A 15,318-nucleotide genomic window follows, 5' to 3' on the forward strand; every position below is an offset into this window, starting at 1 on the left:
GACCCCGTCCGCTTGTGCGAGCTCGCCGTCCGTTGGGGCGGCGAGGTGCGTTTGGATACCTCGGTGACGTCGATCGCGTCGCTCGAAAGCGCCGGTGCAGGCGATCTCGCACCGGTGCTTCGCGTGGATCGTCTGGGAGAGGTGGAGGCGGCGCTCCAGCGCGGGGCCGCGCTTCTCGTGGATGCATCGCTGGCTTCGCGCCTGCGTTTGCCCGATTTGCCGGCGTGGGTCCATTCGCACGCCACGTGGGCGATGGCCCAGGTGCTCGGTTCGTGCAGCGCCCCGCGACCGGAGCCGCAGATCGGTGAGGGCTCGGTGATCGGGCCCAATGCGGTGATTCATCCCGGCGTGCGCATTGGAAGGAACGTGAGCATCGGCGCCAACGCCGTGATTGGCCACCCCGGTTTTGGCTGGGCGGAAGGGCCGGACGGCAGCGTGTGCGCCGTGCCGCAGCTCGGAGGCGTGATCCTCGAGGACGGCGTCGGGGTCGGGCCCCTTTGCACCATCGACGCCGGCACCTTGTCGCCGACGGTGGTTCGCCGCGGGACGAAGCTCGATGCGCAGGTCCACGTGGGCCACAATTGCGTCATTGGCGAGGGCTGCCTCGTGGCGGCGCAAACCGGCTTTGCGGGATCGGTCACATTGGGCCGGGGGGTTAAGGTCGGCGGCCAAGCGGGCTTTGCCGATCATGTTCGCGTGGGGGATGGCGCCCGCATTGCGGCGAAGAGCGGTGTCATCGGCGATGTGCCGGCCGGCGCGACCGTGGCGGGCTATCCTGCCGTACCACGCATGCGATGGCTCCGCGGTTTGGCCAAGCTGTATCGGGAAGGGCGATGAGCACCAAAGTGCATCCCACGGCCATCGTGCACCCCGAGTCGACGCTCGAGGACGACGTGGAGCTCGGGCCCTACGCCGTCGTGGGCGCGCGGGTGCACCTCGGGCGCGGCACGCGTCTGTCGTCGCACGCGATCGTCGAGGGGCCGACGCGCCTCGGTGAGGGCAATGTGCTCTTTCCCTTCGCGGTGGTTGGCAGCGTGGCGCAGGACAAGCGCCACGCCGGGGCCCCGGGCACGCTCGAGGTGGGCGACTTCAACGTGTTCCGCGAGCACGTGACGATTCACCGCGGCACATCGGGCCGGGCGACGCGAATCGGCCATCACAATTTGTTCATGGCCGGCGCCCACGCCGCGCACGACACCGTGTTGGGCTCGCACATCGTGCTGGCCAACGGCGTTCAGCTCGCGGGTCACTCCTGGGTCGACGACTACGCCACCTTCGGCGGCTTGAGCGGCCTCGCCCAATTCGTCCACGTCGGCGAGAGCGCTTTCGTCGCCGCCGGCGCCATGTGCGAGCGCAACGTCCCGCCCTTCGTCGTCGTTCAAGGCGACCGCGCCCGCATCCGCGCCTTGAACAAAGTCGGTCTCCAACGCCGCGGCCTCCCCGACTCGGACATCACCGCCCTGTCCAAAGCATACGCCGCCATCTTCGGCACCTCCCGCCCCCGCGCCCAAGCGATCGCCGACCTACCCGACGACCTCCGCTCGAACCCGTGGGTAGCCCGCTTACTCGCTGCGCTCTCCTGAGAGAATTCACAGGGAGGGGGGGAGGCGGGGAGGGAAACAACGCGAATCCCACCGCGTGCCAAGGCTTTTTTAGGTTTTCAGTTGGCTTCGTGAGCCAAGTGAAAACCCAAACCAGCCTCGGTGCGCGGTGGGATTTGTGCCGTATCCCTCCCCGCCTCCCCCCCTCCCTGTTCAATCTTCTTCGGACGTCAGCGTGCACGACCGACGTCGACCCGGTGGCAGACGTTGGCGACGGGGCAGGTGGAGCAGTGGGGTGACAGCGGCGTGCAGTGGACGCGGCCGAATGTCACCAGGATGTCGTTGATGGGGATCCACCAGCGGCGTGGGAGCTGATCGCGGAGCACCATTTCCGTTTCGTCGGGGGACTTCGTGCGCACGAAGCCGAGTCGGTTCGAGATGCGGTGCACGTGGATGTCCACGCAGATGCCCGGCTTGCGATGCCCCAAGGTCAGCACCAGGTTCGCTGTCTTGCGGCCCACGCCCCGGAGCTCGAGGAGCCCTTCCAACGTATCTGGCACGCGGCCGTCGTGCTCGTCCAGTAGGGTGCGCGCGATCTCCTGCAGCGTCTGCGCCTTGTTTCGGTAGAACCCGGCGGGGAAAATCAGCTCGGCGATGCGCTCCACCGGCGTGTTCGCCATCGTCTTCGCGTCGGGCGCGACGGCGAGCAGCTTCGGGCTCACCACGTCGGTCACCTCGTCGCGCGTGCGCAGTGAAATGATGGTCGACACCAGCACCGCAAACGGATCGCCGTCCAGCGACACCCGCGTCACCGCGAGGTGATCGCGCCCTTCGACGAAGCGCGCCACCTTCGTCAGCACCGCCGACATTTGCCGCGCCGTGAGCATCTTACTGCGTGCGTCGATCGAGTACCTCGAAGTGCGCCGAGCGCTCGTCGAAGTGCGACAGCACGGCCCGCGCTGCCGCCGGCACGTGGGCCACGTCGTAGTCCTCGCCCATGAACGCCTTCACCGAGGAGAGCGCGTCGAACCACATCATCGTGACGAACTCCACGTCGTTCTCGCGTTCGCGGCGCATCAGATCAATCGATAGAAACCCGGGGATACGCCGCGCCTCGATGCCGGGAATGACCTCCCCGCGCACCACGCGCTCGTACGCATCCGCATTTTCTTTCGTGGTGTACCCCCGCCAGAGACGACAAATCATCGTGGCCAGGTTACCGCAACTGCCACGCCTAGGGCAGCTTGCCGTCCCCGATGATCTCGTCGAAGGCGCGGTCGAATTCGTCGTCCTCGGCCCCCACGGCGAGCGGGCGCGAGGGCGTGCGCGTCGATTCGTGGCGCGACAGGCGGCGGATGCGCTCCTGCACGTCGCGGTAGTTCGGATTCCAGCGCGACACCCGGTGGTACGAGTTCAGCGCGTCCTTCGGCAGGTTCTTCTCCTCGTAAGCTTTGCCCAGCTCGAAGGAGAGCATCGTCTCTTGCTCCGGCGTTCGCGTCTTGGCGGCGAGGCCGCGCAAGAATGCATCGATCGCATCGGGCAGTGCCCCGCGGTCCATGTGAATCTGCCCGATCATCGACTCGCACACGCAGGTGCGGCTCGGATCGTTCGCGGCCAGCTCGAACTCGCGGATCGCGTCGTCGAACTTCCCGATCTCGCGGTATGCGATGCCCAGGTCGTAGTGCATGTCGGCGTCGTCGACGTCGATCTGCTTGTTCACGCCTTCTTTGAACTTCGCGAACACCTCTTCGACGTCGACCTGCCCGCCGAGGGCGACCAAGTCGATGGGCCCCGTGACTTCTTCCAGGTTCTCCAGCGCATCGAGCGATGCGGAAATGTCGAAGCTGCGCTCGTCGACGCTGTTGGGCACCGCCCGCGTGCCCGACGTTTGCGCCGCGCCGCCGTGCTCCTGCATCTCCAGCTCTTGGATCCGCTCGAGCAACAGCGGGTGATTCGGATTGCGCGACAGCTGCTCGCGAAGCACCGCCCGCGCATCGCCGTAAAGCCCGCGCGATGCGAAAAAGTCCGCCTCCTCCAGCGCGTCCTCGAGCTCCACCACCGGGCGCGAGCTCGCCGATTGGCGGCTGGTCACCTCCGTGGGATCCATCATCGGATCCATCGCCGCCGGATCGAGCAACGTGTCCGCATGCCGCGCCACGTCCATCGCCGACGGGTCGAGCGGGAACTCGGGAAGCGGCAGCTCGGACGACCCGAAGGGATCGTCGATGGCCAACTCGCGACGAGGAGCCACGCGAGGCGGCGGCCCTGGCAACGTTCCGCGCGGCACCGTTTGGTCGCTGAAGGACGGCGGCTCCAGGTGCGCCGTGCCCAACTCGTCCAACTCGTACGTGGGAAGGGGCGCGTCCGGATCGTACAGATCGTCCAGATCGTCGTTCACTTCCGCGGACGCAGGTCGCGATTCCGATGCGGGAACGGGCGCGTCGTACCCGAGCTCGCGCAGCATGTGCAAGGCGCGCTCGTTGCCCGGATCGATCGCGAGGATGTCGCTCAATGCGCGCGCGGCACCCTCGCCATCGAGCCGATCGAGCAGCAGCGACACCGTGGCGAACGACTCGTCCACCGCATCGTCGATGCGCCCCGCTTCGATGAGCACGTCCCGCAGCGCATGCCGCAGGTCCATCGCGTACGGATCGAGCTCGAGCCCGATGCGCAGCGACTCGATGGCCGACGTGTACATCCGCCGCCGTCGCAGCGACGCCGCTTCCTCGAGCAGCTCGGCGATGGCCTCCTCGCTGCTCGTCGGCACCAGAAGGTCGTCCGCCTCCTCGATGCTCATCTCGGGGTAGTCGTCCGAGATGGACGCATGCCGCTCCGTCAGATCCGGCGCCGATGCCCGCGAGCCCACCTGCGACAGGCGACTCGGCACGTCGAACACCGGCATTTCGTCATCCGTCAGGCCAGGCAGCGACAGTGTTTGCCCCGCGCGTGACGTGGCCGGTGCGGAGAGCGCCTCGATGGACTCGATGGCCGAATCGTCGTCGGCCAGCAGCTCTTCGTCGAGCTCCACTGCCTCGATGATCGGGGCCGAGCCGCGCGGTGCCTGCGGCATCGTAACACGGGGCGGCGGTGGCGCGAGCTGCGACTCTTCGTCGTCGTCATCGTCGGGTGGCAGGCTCACAGCGAGTTGCTGCACCTGGTCGTCGTCGCCGGCCACCTCGAGCAAGTCGTTCACGAGCCGACGGAAAAGCTCGGTCTTGCCCTGCTCGCGCGCGATGCGCGCCATTTCCTTCCGAACCTCGATGCCCTTGGCCGCCTGCCCGATGACCACGAACGCGCGCGCCAGCAGCGCCAACGTGTCGATGTCTTTCGGGTTCGCCTGAAAGCAGATCTGCAGCTTCGCCAGCGCCTGCAGCCCGTCCGCCTGCGCACCGCGTTGCAGGTAAAGCTCGGCGGCGATGCGTGCCTGCGCCGGGTCCTGCTTGTGATGCAGCAGCCGCTCGAGCACCTTCAACGCGTCGTCGGGACGACCGCGCCGGATCAGCAGCGAAGCCGCCGTGGAGAAGACGCTCGCGGCGCCTTCCGGATCGCGCGCCCGCGACAGGGCTTCCGCCAGGCGCAGGTGCGGGATGGGGTTGTTCGGGTCGAGGTCGATGGTCTTCTTGAAGACCTCGATGGCTTCGGTGTCGCGTTGCTGCTTCTGCAGTCGCGTGGCCACCTCGTCCAGGGTGGCCATGGCATCGCTCGTCAGCCCGAGGTTCTGATAGAGCTGCGCGAGCTGCGGAGCGATGTGCGCGTAACGCTCCTCGAGATGCGGCACGTGCTTGTGCAGGATCTCGCCGATCTGCTTGTAGACCCAGACGGCTTTGACGAAAAATTCGAGGCTGACGTAGTGCTTGCCGACCCGTTCATAGGTCGCGATCGCATCCGCGTAGGCGCCCATTTTTACCTGGAGGTCGCCCATCTTCAGGAGGGTCCGAGCGTCGGTCGGATCCACCTGGATGATCTTCTGGTACTCGGCGATCGCCCGATCGTACTTCTTCTTCTCGGCGTACTTCTGAGCGGTCTGGAGCACCGATTCGCGGTCAATCGGCACGGATGAACGCACTCCTCACTTGTTCCGAATCAGCCAATGAGTTCATTCCTGAAAATGACGAAGAGGCAAGTCAGCACAACGCACGCAAGGAGGGCACCGAAAAGAATAGCGCTTGTTCCCCGTACTTGCATACTTCCCGCAGCAAGTCGCTTGGCCCTGGCACCGATCACATGGTGCAGAGCAATGACACCGAGGGCGGCCATAAGCTTTGCGTGGAACCAATGCATGTGAATGTACGTGCTTGGATCCATCGCTAGCCGCGCCACGCCGAAGAGAAAGCTGGCCCCGAACGCCGGGGTCGCGAAGCGAAGGTAGATCGTCCGCGCCAGGTGCGACGCCGCGGAGCGGGTGTCGGTTCCCAACGCGAGCTCCAACGCACCACTGGGTTGCGGGGTGGAGGATGCGCGGCCGGACGCTGTGAGTACCAGCCAAGCCACCACCGAGATGGAGCCTATCCAGAGGAGGTTGGCGAAAAGATGCAGTGCCACGAGGGCGAGCGCGAGCGTGATCATCGAGTGCCTGGGGCGTGACTGTACTCGACGTGTCGCGATGGAGGTTTATATGTTCCAATCCTGTCATGCCGACCCAATCTTCCCTGTACAAGGCGCCGTTCGCTCCGGGCGGACCGAACGAAATCGACGTCCAGCTCGCTGAGCGCCTCCTTTCCATCGCGCTCGCGGTTGGTGGCGATTACGCCGATTTGTTCTTCGAGTACCGCGCCGGTGGCGGTCTTCTCTTCGATGAGGGCATCCTGAAGAGCGCCTCGCGTGGTGTGACGATGGGGCTCGGTGTCCGTGTACAAAAAGGTGACTCGACTGGATACGCCTACGTGGAGCAGTTCGATTGGGACGCGATGAAGCGCGCGGCGGAAACGGCCGCCCAGATCGCAACCGGTGGCGGGGCCAAGGCTCCCGTCGCGCTGCGATCGCTCTCGCTTCCTGCGCGCTACGAGCTGGACCAGGTCACCCTCGACGTGCCCGGCATGGACAAGCGCAAGCTGCTCGAGCGCGCGGCCGCGGCGGCGCACGCGTTCGATAAGCACATCATCAAGGTGGAGGCGAGCCTCGCGGAAGAGATCCGCGAGCTGCTCATCGTCACCAGCGATGGAAAGATGGCGCGCGACACGCAGCCCCTCGTGCGCTTCGGCGTGCGCGTGGTGGCCGAGCGCGATCAGAAGCGCCAGGAAGCTTCGTCGGGTGGCGGTGGCCGCACGACCATGGGCTACTTCGAGGGCAAGAGCCCCGAGTGGCACGCCCGCGAGGCGGCCGAGCAAGCCATCCGCATGCTCGACGCAGTGGAGGCCCCGGCGGGCACGATGGAGGTGGTGCTCGCGCCGGGCGACAGCGGCATCCTGCTTCACGAAGCCGTGGGCCACGGCCTCGAGGCCGACTTCAACCGCAAGGGTACGAGCAACTACGCGGGTCAGATCGGGCAGCTGGTCGCGAGCGACCTTTGCACGGTCATCGACGATGCGACCCTGCTTCAGTCGCGCGGCTCGATCAACGTGGACGACGAAGGCAACGAGCCTCGCTCCTCGGTGCTCATCGAGAAGGGCAAGCTCGTTGGGTACATGCACGACCGGCTGAGCGCGAACCATTTCAAACTGACCCCAAGTGGGAATGGCCGACGCGAGAGCTTTGCGTGCGCGCCGATGCCGCGCATGACCAACACGTTGCTTCTCGCCGGCGAGCACCATCCGGACGAGATCATCAAGACGGTGAAGCGCGGCGTCTTCGCGAAGAAGTTCGGCGGCGGCCAGGTCGACATCTCCAACGGCGACTTCGTCTTCTCGCTCACCGAGAGCTACCTCGTCGAAGACGGCAAGATCACCGCGCCGCTCAAGGGCGTGAACTTGATCGGCAACGGGCCCGATGTTTTGCGCAAGGTGAGCATGTTGGGCAATGACGTCGGCGTCTCCGACGGCATCTGGACGTGCGGCAAGGACGGCCAGAGCGTTCCCGTGGGCGTGGGCTGCCCGACCATCAAGATCTCCGCCATCACCGTGGGCGGGACGAAAGTCTAGGTTCGGTTCCCTTTACCGAGCGCCCAGCGGCCATCGACCCAGACCCAACCGCGCCGGGTCTGGGTCCATTTTCCGGAGATCCAGACCGCCCGATCGTAAGGCCGCGGCTCCCATTGGCCGGGGATCCAAACGTACTCGACGCCGTTCCAGTCGTAGCGACCGGTGACCCAGACGTAGACAGGCGAGGGCGCACTGCCTTCGATTTCCACAGGATCCGGCGGCGGCGGGATGGCGACGTAGATGATGTGCGCCCGCGGCGCGACCGTATTGGCGCAGGCACTGCCGAGCAGGCCAAGCGCAAGCAGCAGTAGAATCCGGAGAAGACGCAACGATCGATTGGGTGGCATCCGAGCGACTCTCACTTCTACGGCCCGCTACGACATAGGTTACGCGCAAGTACGACCTTCGCCACCGATCGCACACGAAGAAGCAAATGAAGCGCCGAGTCTCTCTCGACGAGCGCGCCGCAGCGCGCTATCGAAGAATGAGAGATGTCAGGATCCAGATATGTGCTTGTGGTGGGGCACGGCAAGGAGCACGAATCGGAGGACGGTGCTGCATCCCACTTGCGGCAGCTGGGCGCCCGGGTTCGCACGCTCGACTTCTGGGATGACTTTTCGACGGCCTGCGAGGGCGAGGCTTCGTTCCGCGCCATCGTGATCGAGGCGGGCGACCGCCCCGACTTTGCCGTGAGCGCCCTGCGCACGGCACGCCGCGAAAGTCGACTCGAGGAGACGCCCGCGATTCTGGCCATCCCAGAGCGGCAGGTTGCACGCGTCGAGCCATCGAGTGGGTTCGACGATTTCATCGTGCTGCCATATCGCCCGGCCGAACTGTACGCGCGCATCCGCCAGCTCGAATGGCAGCGCAGCGAGTTCGCGAACGAGGAGCGCATCAAGATTGGCGGCATCGTGCTCGACCGCGCCGCGCACGAGGTGTCGCTCGACGGGCGGCGCGTGGTCCTGACGGCGAAGGAGTTCGCGCTGCTGGCGTTTTTCTCGGCCAATCGCGGTCGCGTGTTCAGCCGCGAGACGCTTCTCAGCCGCGTGTGGGGCGTGCGTTACGAGGGCGGGGCCCGCACGGTGGACATCCACGTGCGCCGGCTTCGGGCCAAGCTGGGCGACGCGCTTCCGCTCGAGACGTTGCGCGGTACGGGCTACAAATTGCGCGCCCCGGCCGAGATGCCGTCGGAGGAAGGCGGCGAGGGGCCACTCGTCTCGGATGGCCCAGTCGTGTCGGACACGCCGAACGGTGGCATACCTGCCGCGGCGCCCGTGGGGCAAACGAGAACACCCTGATGCGTGTCGCGGGTCAGGAGGGGGTCGGCCGTCGCAAGCGACGGACCTCCGGTGGAGGCGTCAGCCGCCACGCGCGCATTGCGCTGAGCATCGGTTGTCCTTCGGGCATTGGCCCCGAGGTGAGCCTGCTCGCCGCACTCGAGGCGCCTGCGTCATCGCGCATCGTGCTCGTGGGCGATCACGGGGTGATTGCGTCGGCCGCGAAGGCGCGGGGCATCGATGCGCGCATCGTGCGGCTGGAGTCCGCGTCGGAAGGGTACGCATTTCGGTCGGTGCCGCGCTTTCAAAAGAAGGAGCGCGAGGTGCTGGTGTGGCAGCCGACGGCGAGTTTGCGCACGTCGGAAGCGCGACCGGGCAAGCCCACGAAGACCGGCGGGGCGGCGCAGCTGGCGTGGGTCGACGAGGCATGCGATCTCGCAGCGCGCGGTGAGGCCGATGCGATGGTCACCGGACCGGTGAGCAAGGAGGTCATCGCCAGCTCGGGCGGGCGCACGGCGCGGGCCTTTTTGGGCCACACCGAGCACCTTGCGCGGCGGCTGCGCGCGCCCGAGGTGGTGATGGCGTTCGCGTCGAAAGAGCTGACCACCGCGTTGGTGACGACGCACCTGCGCCTCGGCGCCGTTCCGCGGGCCATCACGCCCGAGAGCGTGGCGACGGCGGCGTACTGGCTGGGGGTGCTCATCACGGATCTCGCCGCGGTCGACGAAGAGGGGCGGCGGGTTGCGCGGGTGAGCAAGCGGCCGCTCTACCTGGCCGTCGCATCGCTCAACCCGCACGCCGGCGAGGGTGGCCTCCTCGGCAACGAGGAAACGGTGTCCATTGCGCCCGGCATGGCCCTGGCGCGTCGCCGCTTGAAGCGCGAGGCCCGCCAGGTGCTGCTCGAGGGCCCAGTCCCCGCCGAAAGCGCCTACCGCCTCGGCGCCGCCGGTCGTTTCGCCGCCGTCCTCGCGATGTACCACGACCAAGCGACCATCCCGATGAAGCTCCTCGGCTTCGGCGAAGCCGTGAACATCTCCCTCGGCCTCCCGATCATCCGCACCAGTGTCGATCACGGCACGGCCTACGACATCGCCGGCAAGCGCAAAGCCGACCCCCGCGGCATGCGCGAAGCCATCGCCCTCGCCACACGCCTTTCCCTGGCCCGATTGAGCCAACGCAAGCGCTCCAAGTGACGTTGACGTCTTACGTTGACGTTGACGTCAACGAGGTGCGGCTTAGGTGGCGCTGTCGAGCAGCAACGTGACGGGGCCGTCGTTCACGCTGAAGACATGCATGTGTGCGCGGAAGCGCCCCGTGGCGACGGTGAGGCCGCGGGTGCGGGCGTCGCGGACGAAGGCGTCGTACATCGATTCGGCTTCTTCGGGCGGCAGGGCGCTGTCGAAGCTGGGGCGGCGGCCGCGGCGGAGATCGCCGTACAAGGTGAATTGGCTCACCACGAGGAGCGCACCGCCGACGTCCAGGAGGCTCTTGTCGAATTTGCCCTCGGCGTTCTCGAAGATGCGGGCGTTGACGATTTTCTCCAGCAGGAACGCGCTGTCCTTTGGGCCGTCGCCGCGGCCGATGCCGAGGTAAACGAGAAGGCCGTGCTCGATGGCGCCCGTGACTTCACCGTCGACCTCGACCCTTGCGGATGACACCCGTTGGATGACGGCTCGCATCTCAGCTCGCGTTTCCCAGGGCGGCGACGATCGCGAAGTATGTCTGGCGATCGTACGGCTCGTTCAAAATGTGGAAGTCCTTCTTCGTGAGCCCCACGCACCCGTAGCAGTACGTGCACTCCGTGCAGCCGACGGACTTCACCAGGTAGGCACTGCCGCTGCAGCGCTCGCAATCCTCGCAGTGGGTGCACTTCAGGCAGGCCGTGCAGCGCGTGCAGTGCGCGCAGTCGGTGCAGTCGGCCGAGCGGCTGCAGTACTGGCAGCGGACCAGGCCCTGGCTGTCGGTGCAGAACATGGACTCCGAGCAGCGCGCGCAGCGCTCGCAGCCGATGCAGGCCACGTTGTCTTTGCGGGCGGCGTAGTCGGCCCGCAGGGCCTTCAGCGATGCCTCGAATTCGTTGCGGGTCAGCATGGGGAGGGGACGGACTTTGCCATTTTTTTGGCCCAGTCACGCTGGTAAGTGCATGTGTGTCTAGCGCGCCCTCCCTGGCGTGCGCTGGAGACCTGATCATGAAGGCTTTGTCCGCGCTCGGTGCTCTGTCCACTTGTGCCGTTGTCACCCTCGTATCGCTCGGCGCCCATGCGGCACCGCCCACGACGAAAAACGCCGGCAAATCCGACGCAAAGCCGGCCGCCAAAGCGCCTGCCCCGGCGCAAGCCACCGCCCCCGCCACCTCTCCGGCGGCGCACAAGCCGCACGGCAAGACCGCCTTGAGCGCCAACCGCGCCGTCCCCGGGCGGGCCGTCGAAAGGGGCGAGGAAGGCGTCGCCAGGGAGCGCGCCGCGGCCAAGAGCAACCCGCTCACGATCCGCGCGCCGAAGGTGAAGCCCCCGTGCTTCCACGACTCCGTCACCGTCATGCACTTCGCCGAGGAGGACACCTTCCCGCTGACCAAGTGCGACGGCAGCGTCGCCCACCTCGCCGTCGAGCGCCTCTCCGTCTTGGCCCGCCCCGGCAGCGCCCCCAAGCCCCAGGTGGATCCCACCGAGCTCGCCAACGTCAAAGGCGACAAGATCGCCACCGGCATCCGCCGCATCGATCCCAAGCTCGTCGAGCGCATTCAAACCATCGTCGACCACTTCTCGAAGGGCAAACACGCCCGCCTGCAGGTCATCTCCGGCTACCGCCCCGCCAGCGCCGGCAGCTACCACGCCACCGGTCGCGCCCTCGACATGCGCCTCGACGGCGTTTCCAACGAGGCTTTGGTCGCCTTCTGCAAGACGCTGCCCGATACGGGGTGCGGCTATTACCCGAACAGCTCGTTCATCCACATCGACGTGCGCCAGCCGGGCACCGGCCACGTGGGCTGGATCGACGCCAGCGGCCCTGGAGAATCACCGCGCTACGTCGCCGCGTGGCCGCCGCCCAAGTCGTCGTCTCCGTCCTCGCCGAACGCCCTCCCCGACGAGGCGACCGCCACCCTTACCCTGAAGGAAGCGCTCGCCAAGCTGGACAGCATGCTCCCGCCCCTCCCGGCCGACGAACACGCCGACCACGACGGCAAGGGCGGCGAAGAAGCTCCCTCCAAGGAAGACGAACCCGCGAAAACCGCCGAAAAGAAAACCGACGGCATCCGCTTCCAGCACTGAAACGGCTAGAGGATTTTACAGGGAGACGGGGAGGCGGGGAGGGATACGGCACAGAGGGCGCGGAACGCTTTTTTAGGGTTTCAGTTGGCCAACTGGGCTGATTGAAACCCAAAAAACTCCCCGCCTCCCCGCCTCCCTGTTCCTTCTTCCTAGAGCGACCGGGTTACACGCCGATGGCGCAGAAGCCCTCGTAGTCGATGTATTCCTTGATCGTCGGGTTGGGGCCGCACACGGGGCAATTCGGGTCCTTGCGGAGCTTGAGCTCGCGGAATTGCATCTTCAAGCTGTCGTAGGTGATGAGCCGGCCGGCGAGCAGATCGCCCTTGCCGAGGAGAAGCTTGATGGCTTCCGTCGCCTGCAACGTGCCGACGATGCCGCAAAGGATACCGAGCACACCGGCCTCCTGGCAGCTGGGCGCGAGGTGCGGGGGCGGCGGCTCCGGGTAGAGGCAACGGTAGCAAGGGCCGGCCTGGCGGCCGAATTTCTCCGCGGCCTTGGGCGGCAAGAACGTCGTCGCCTGGCCGTCGAAGCGGAAGATGGAGCCGTGCACGATGGGCTTGCCCATCCACACGCTGGCATCGTTCACCAGGTAGCGCGTGGGGAAGTTGTCCGTCCCGTCGACCACCAACTCGTAGTCGGCGAAGAGGCGCTCCACGTTTTCGCTGGTGAGGCGCTCCTGGTGCCCGACCACCTTCACGTCCGGGTTGATCTCGGAGATGGCCTTGGCCGCGCTTTCGACCTTGGGCACGCCCACACGGCTCGTGGAGTGCAAAATCTGCCGCTGCAGGTTCGACGCATCCACCGTGTCGGCGTCCACGATGCCCAGGGTGCCGACGCCCGCGGCGGCCAGGTAAAGCGCGGCGGGTGATCCGAGACCGCCGGCGCCCAGGAGCAGCACCTTGCTCTTGAGGAGGCGCGCCTGCCCGACCTCGCCCACCTCCGGCAGGAGGATATGACGCGAGTAGCGATCGCGCTGGGCGTCGGTGAGCTGAGGCGGCGTCTCCACCGGGTAGCCCACGTCCTTCCACCGCACGAAGCCCGGCATCGCCGTCTCCACGTTGGTGTAACCCAGTTGCTGCAAGGTCGCCGCGGCCAGCGCCGAACGCGTCCCGCCGGCGCAATAGGCCACGATTTTTGCGCCCTTGTCGGGCAACTTCGACTCGACCTGCATCTCGAGGAAGCCTCGCGGAATCGAAATAGCACCGGGGATGTAACCGGCGCGATGCTCTTCCTTCTCACGCACATCGAGGAGCGTGATCTTTTCTCCAGCCTCTAGCCGCTTCTTGAGCTCGTCGAGCGATACCTCTTTGGTGGTCTTTTTTACGTCGGCGAGCAGATCTGTGTACGTGGTAGGCATCGTAGTTTCACGATCTTTGGGCATATCCTCCTTGCGTCAAGTGAAACACCAACGACACTATGTGAACGTGTCTTGGTCTGGGGCTTTTGGTAGGAGCGGAGCGGGTGACGGGTGAGCGGAGGGCGTGACCGAGGACGTCCGTGGAAGGTAGCGGGGGTACTTTTACTCGCGGCCGCATGCGCCGAGACCCAGGGTGGCCCATGGGCACGGCACGACGAGGGCCTCCTTCGTCGCACATTGAGCGCCGCCGCCCAAGTGGCCAAGCTCAAAGGGGTCCGCTTCAACCAGGTGCAGCAAAAAGCGACGCACAACAGCTACGTGCGCGACGAGACCATCTTCGACGAGTTGGTTTACCACCGCGTGCGCGCCCTGGAGTTCGACCTTCACATCGACCGCAGTGGCCACGCCACCACCGGGCGCGATTGGTTCGTCTACCACATGTTCGCGGCGCCGTACGAGGACACGCAGTGCGTGCGCCTCAGCGACTGCCTGCGCGCCGTGAAGACGTTCCACGACGCCTTCCCGCAGCACGAGGTGGTCACGCTCTGGCTCGACCTGAAGGACGACTTCGCCCCCAATGGCCACGAGGCGTCGGATCTCGATGAGGCCATCGGTCGCGTGTTCGGCGAAGACGCGGTGTTCCGTCCGCGCGACTTGATGCGGGCATGCCCGGGCGCCAAGAACCTGCGCGAGGCCGTCTCCGACGAGCACCCACTAGGAAAGTGCGCGTGGCCCGAGACCAAGGATCTCCGCGGCAAGGTCATTTTCGCGCTTACCGGCGGAGCGGCGTGCGCGCGCGGCACGAAGCTGGATACGTACCTCGGCGAGGGTGAAGCGGACCGCATGGCCTTCATCGCGCCCGATCTCGATGCCACGTGCACGTTCCCGGAGTACGCGCGCCGGCCGAACGTCGTGTTCTTCAACGCCGACGCCGAGAATGCCTGGCGCACCGAGGAAGTCCACCGCGCGGGCTTGGTCAGCCGGGTCTACGGCGGCGGCACCATGGGCGGCGGGCTCGATGATCCGTTCCAGTGGAACGCGGCGCGGGCGCACCGGACGAACTTTCTCGCCACCGATCGCGTGAACGCGGAGGTGGACCCTTGGGCATCGACGACGCAGACGAAAACGGGCTGGCCGTTTCTCTGCCTTTTGATGGGCTGCGAGCCCAATCAAGTCGAGGAAGGCGAGCTGGTGGGCGTCTCCGTCGAGTCCGGGGACATCGATGGGACGAGCGATAGCTTCTATTTCGTCGAATCGGAGCCCGCGTCGAGCGCGTCGAACGCGACGGAAGCCACCACCTGGAGCAGCGCCATCGCGGTGCCCAGCTCCAATGTCGAGCGATGGGCCAAGGGCTGCATCATGGCGCGCGCCACGCGCGATGCCGACAGCCCGTACTTCGCCGTGTGCCGTCCCGCCGACAACGGGCGCATCCGCGTGCAATACCGGGTGACCAAGGGCGGCCCCACCACCGAGCTCGAGGCGCCGCGCCCGGCGGGCCTGAGCGCCGAGAGCACCTTCTTCGCCCGCCTCGAACTGTCGAGCACGGGAGGGGAGACCACCGCCTCCTCGTCGGCGAGCACCGACGGCACGAACTGGGTTCCCATCGCCACCCGTTCCTTCGCCACGTCGCTCGCGCACCAGGGCCTCGCGGCCAGCTCACACGGCAGCAGCGCCGTGCGCTTCCTCTTCGGCAACTTGAAGCGTGGCGCCGAGTCGATGGGCACGAAATCGTTCGCCGCGGGCGAGCGCATTGGCGGCGCCCTCCGCGGCGACGTATTTCGCGGCGCGATCCCTTAG

Annotated in this window: 15 protein-coding genes; 7 read left to right on the forward strand and 8 right to left on the reverse strand. The window is 66.5% G+C overall.

The features are described 5' to 3' along the window. The first annotated feature begins 63 nt into the window (after window positions 1–63). Complete coding sequence (locus LZC95_10485; protein WXA97262.1) at window positions 64–837, forward strand: hypothetical protein; 774 nt, start codon at window positions 64–66, stop codon at window positions 835–837. After that, window positions 834–1,583, forward strand: coding sequence for an acyl-ACP--UDP-N-acetylglucosamine O-acyltransferase (lpxA, locus tag LZC95_10490; GenBank protein WXA97263.1), 750 nt, complete (start codon window positions 834–836; stop codon window positions 1,581–1,583). Before LZC95_10485 ends, lpxA begins: the two co-directional genes overlap by 4 nt. Before the next feature lie 188 nt (window positions 1,584–1,771). On the opposite strand, the gene LZC95_10495 is transcribed toward lpxA, so the two are convergent. The 4 genes from LZC95_10495 to LZC95_10510 are packed head-to-tail and all read right to left on the reverse strand — an operon-like array spanning window position 1,772 to window position 6,107. Then, window positions 1,772–2,428: an endonuclease III gene (locus LZC95_10495; GenBank protein ID WXA97264.1), complete on the reverse strand. Its 657-nt coding sequence runs from the start codon at window positions 2,426–2,428 to the stop codon at window positions 1,772–1,774. Between the two features lies 1 nt (window position 2,429). Further along, window positions 2,430–2,747, reverse strand: a complete 318-nt coding sequence (locus tag LZC95_10500) for a hypothetical protein (GenBank protein WXA97265.1) — start codon at window positions 2,745–2,747, stop codon at window positions 2,430–2,432. A 28-nt stretch (window positions 2,748–2,775) separates the two neighbouring features. Further along, entirely contained in the window at window positions 2,776–5,595 is a 2,820-nt protein-coding gene (locus tag LZC95_10505; protein ID WXA97266.1) for a tetratricopeptide repeat protein, read from the reverse strand. Window positions 5,596–5,624: 29 nt separating this feature from the next. Beyond that, window positions 5,625–6,107, reverse strand: a complete 483-nt coding sequence (locus LZC95_10510) for a CopD family protein (GenBank protein ID WXA97267.1) — start codon at window positions 6,105–6,107, stop codon at window positions 5,625–5,627. Window positions 6,108–6,172: 65 nt separating this feature from the next. Here LZC95_10510 and LZC95_10515 point away from each other — a divergent pair, with 65 nt between their 5' ends. After that, entirely contained in the window at window positions 6,173–7,618 is a 1,446-nt protein-coding gene (locus LZC95_10515; protein WXA97268.1) for a metallopeptidase TldD-related protein, read from the forward strand. Here LZC95_10515 and LZC95_10520 read toward each other — a convergent pair. Further along, complete coding sequence (locus LZC95_10520) at window positions 7,615–7,965, reverse strand: hypothetical protein (protein WXA97269.1); 351 nt, start codon at window positions 7,963–7,965, stop codon at window positions 7,615–7,617. The genes LZC95_10515 and LZC95_10520 overlap by 4 nt on opposite strands. A gap of 144 nt (window positions 7,966–8,109) precedes the next feature. Between LZC95_10520 and LZC95_10525 the strand changes: the two genes are divergently transcribed. Continuing rightward, window positions 8,110–8,916: a winged helix-turn-helix domain-containing protein gene (locus LZC95_10525; GenBank protein ID WXA97270.1), complete on the forward strand. Its 807-nt coding sequence runs from the start codon at window positions 8,110–8,112 to the stop codon at window positions 8,914–8,916. Continuing rightward, window positions 8,916–10,088, forward strand: a complete 1,173-nt coding sequence (locus tag LZC95_10530) for a 4-hydroxythreonine-4-phosphate dehydrogenase PdxA (GenBank protein WXA97271.1) — start codon at window positions 8,916–8,918, stop codon at window positions 10,086–10,088. Before LZC95_10525 ends, LZC95_10530 begins: the two co-directional genes overlap by 1 nt. Window positions 10,089–10,130: 42 nt before the next feature. On the opposite strand, the gene dtd is transcribed toward LZC95_10530, so the two are convergent. Together dtd and LZC95_10540 are read right to left on the reverse strand one after the other, a co-directional pair. Then, on the reverse strand, window positions 10,131–10,574 hold the full coding sequence (gene dtd / locus LZC95_10535) for a D-aminoacyl-tRNA deacylase (GenBank protein WXA97272.1): 444 nt from the start codon (window positions 10,572–10,574) through the stop codon (window positions 10,131–10,133). A gap of 1 nt (window position 10,575) precedes the next feature. Continuing rightward, window positions 10,576–10,986 (reverse strand): hypothetical protein, encoded by a 411-nt coding sequence (locus tag LZC95_10540; protein WXA97273.1) that lies wholly within the window; start codon window positions 10,984–10,986, stop codon window positions 10,576–10,578. A 98-nt stretch (window positions 10,987–11,084) separates the two neighbouring features. On the opposite strand from LZC95_10540, the gene LZC95_10545 reads away from it, so the two are divergent. Further along, a complete protein-coding gene (locus LZC95_10545; protein WXA97274.1) occupies window positions 11,085–12,164 on the forward strand; it encodes a DUF882 domain-containing protein in 1,080 nt (359 codons plus the stop codon). 163 nt (window positions 12,165–12,327) lie between these two features. Here the strand turns inward: LZC95_10545 and moeB are convergent, their stop codons facing one another. Beyond that, window positions 12,328–13,521, reverse strand: a complete 1,194-nt coding sequence (moeB, locus tag LZC95_10550; GenBank protein WXA97275.1) for a molybdopterin-synthase adenylyltransferase MoeB — start codon at window positions 13,519–13,521, stop codon at window positions 12,328–12,330. A gap of 237 nt (window positions 13,522–13,758) precedes the next feature. On the opposite strand from moeB, the gene LZC95_10555 reads away from it, so the two are divergent. Beyond that, window positions 13,759–15,318, forward strand: coding sequence for a Ca2+-dependent phosphoinositide-specific phospholipase C (locus tag LZC95_10555; protein WXA97276.1), 1,560 nt, complete (start codon window positions 13,759–13,761; stop codon window positions 15,316–15,318).

This window comes from Sorangiineae bacterium MSr12523 (genome assembly GCA_037157775.1).
GTDB lineage: Bacteria > Myxococcota_A > Polyangia > Polyangiales > Polyangiaceae > Pendulispora > Pendulispora brunnea.

What these genes read in the sequence shown, in the direction of transcription:
- LZC95_10540 (WXA97273.1), bottom strand. Translation starts at nt 10,986, where the DNA reads ATGCTGACCCGCAACGAATTCGAGGCATCGCTGAAGGCCCTGCGGGCC.
- moeB (WXA97275.1), bottom strand. Translation starts at nt 13,521, where the DNA reads ATGCCTACCACGTACACAGATCTGCTCGCCGACGTAAAAAAGACCACC.
- LZC95_10530 (WXA97271.1), top strand. Translation starts at nt 8,916, where the DNA reads ATGCGTGTCGCGGGTCAGGAGGGGGTCGGCCGTCGCAAGCGACGGACC.
- LZC95_10515 (WXA97268.1), top strand. Translation starts at nt 6,173, where the DNA reads ATGCCGACCCAATCTTCCCTGTACAAGGCGCCGTTCGCTCCGGGCGGA.
- LZC95_10520 (WXA97269.1), bottom strand. Translation starts at nt 7,965, where the DNA reads ATGCCACCCAATCGATCGTTGCGTCTTCTCCGGATTCTACTGCTGCTT.
- LZC95_10545 (WXA97274.1), top strand. Translation starts at nt 11,085, where the DNA reads ATGAAGGCTTTGTCCGCGCTCGGTGCTCTGTCCACTTGTGCCGTTGTC.
- LZC95_10510 (WXA97267.1), bottom strand. Translation starts at nt 6,107, where the DNA reads ATGATCACGCTCGCGCTCGCCCTCGTGGCACTGCATCTTTTCGCCAAC.
- dtd (WXA97272.1), bottom strand. Translation starts at nt 10,574, where the DNA reads ATGCGAGCCGTCATCCAACGGGTGTCATCCGCAAGGGTCGAGGTCGAC.
- LZC95_10495 (WXA97264.1), bottom strand. Translation starts at nt 2,428, where the DNA reads ATGCTCACGGCGCGGCAAATGTCGGCGGTGCTGACGAAGGTGGCGCGC.
- LZC95_10500 (WXA97265.1), bottom strand. Translation starts at nt 2,747, where the DNA reads ATGATTTGTCGTCTCTGGCGGGGGTACACCACGAAAGAAAATGCGGAT.
- LZC95_10525 (WXA97270.1), top strand. Translation starts at nt 8,110, where the DNA reads ATGTCAGGATCCAGATATGTGCTTGTGGTGGGGCACGGCAAGGAGCAC.
- lpxA (WXA97263.1), top strand. Translation starts at nt 834, where the DNA reads ATGAGCACCAAAGTGCATCCCACGGCCATCGTGCACCCCGAGTCGACG.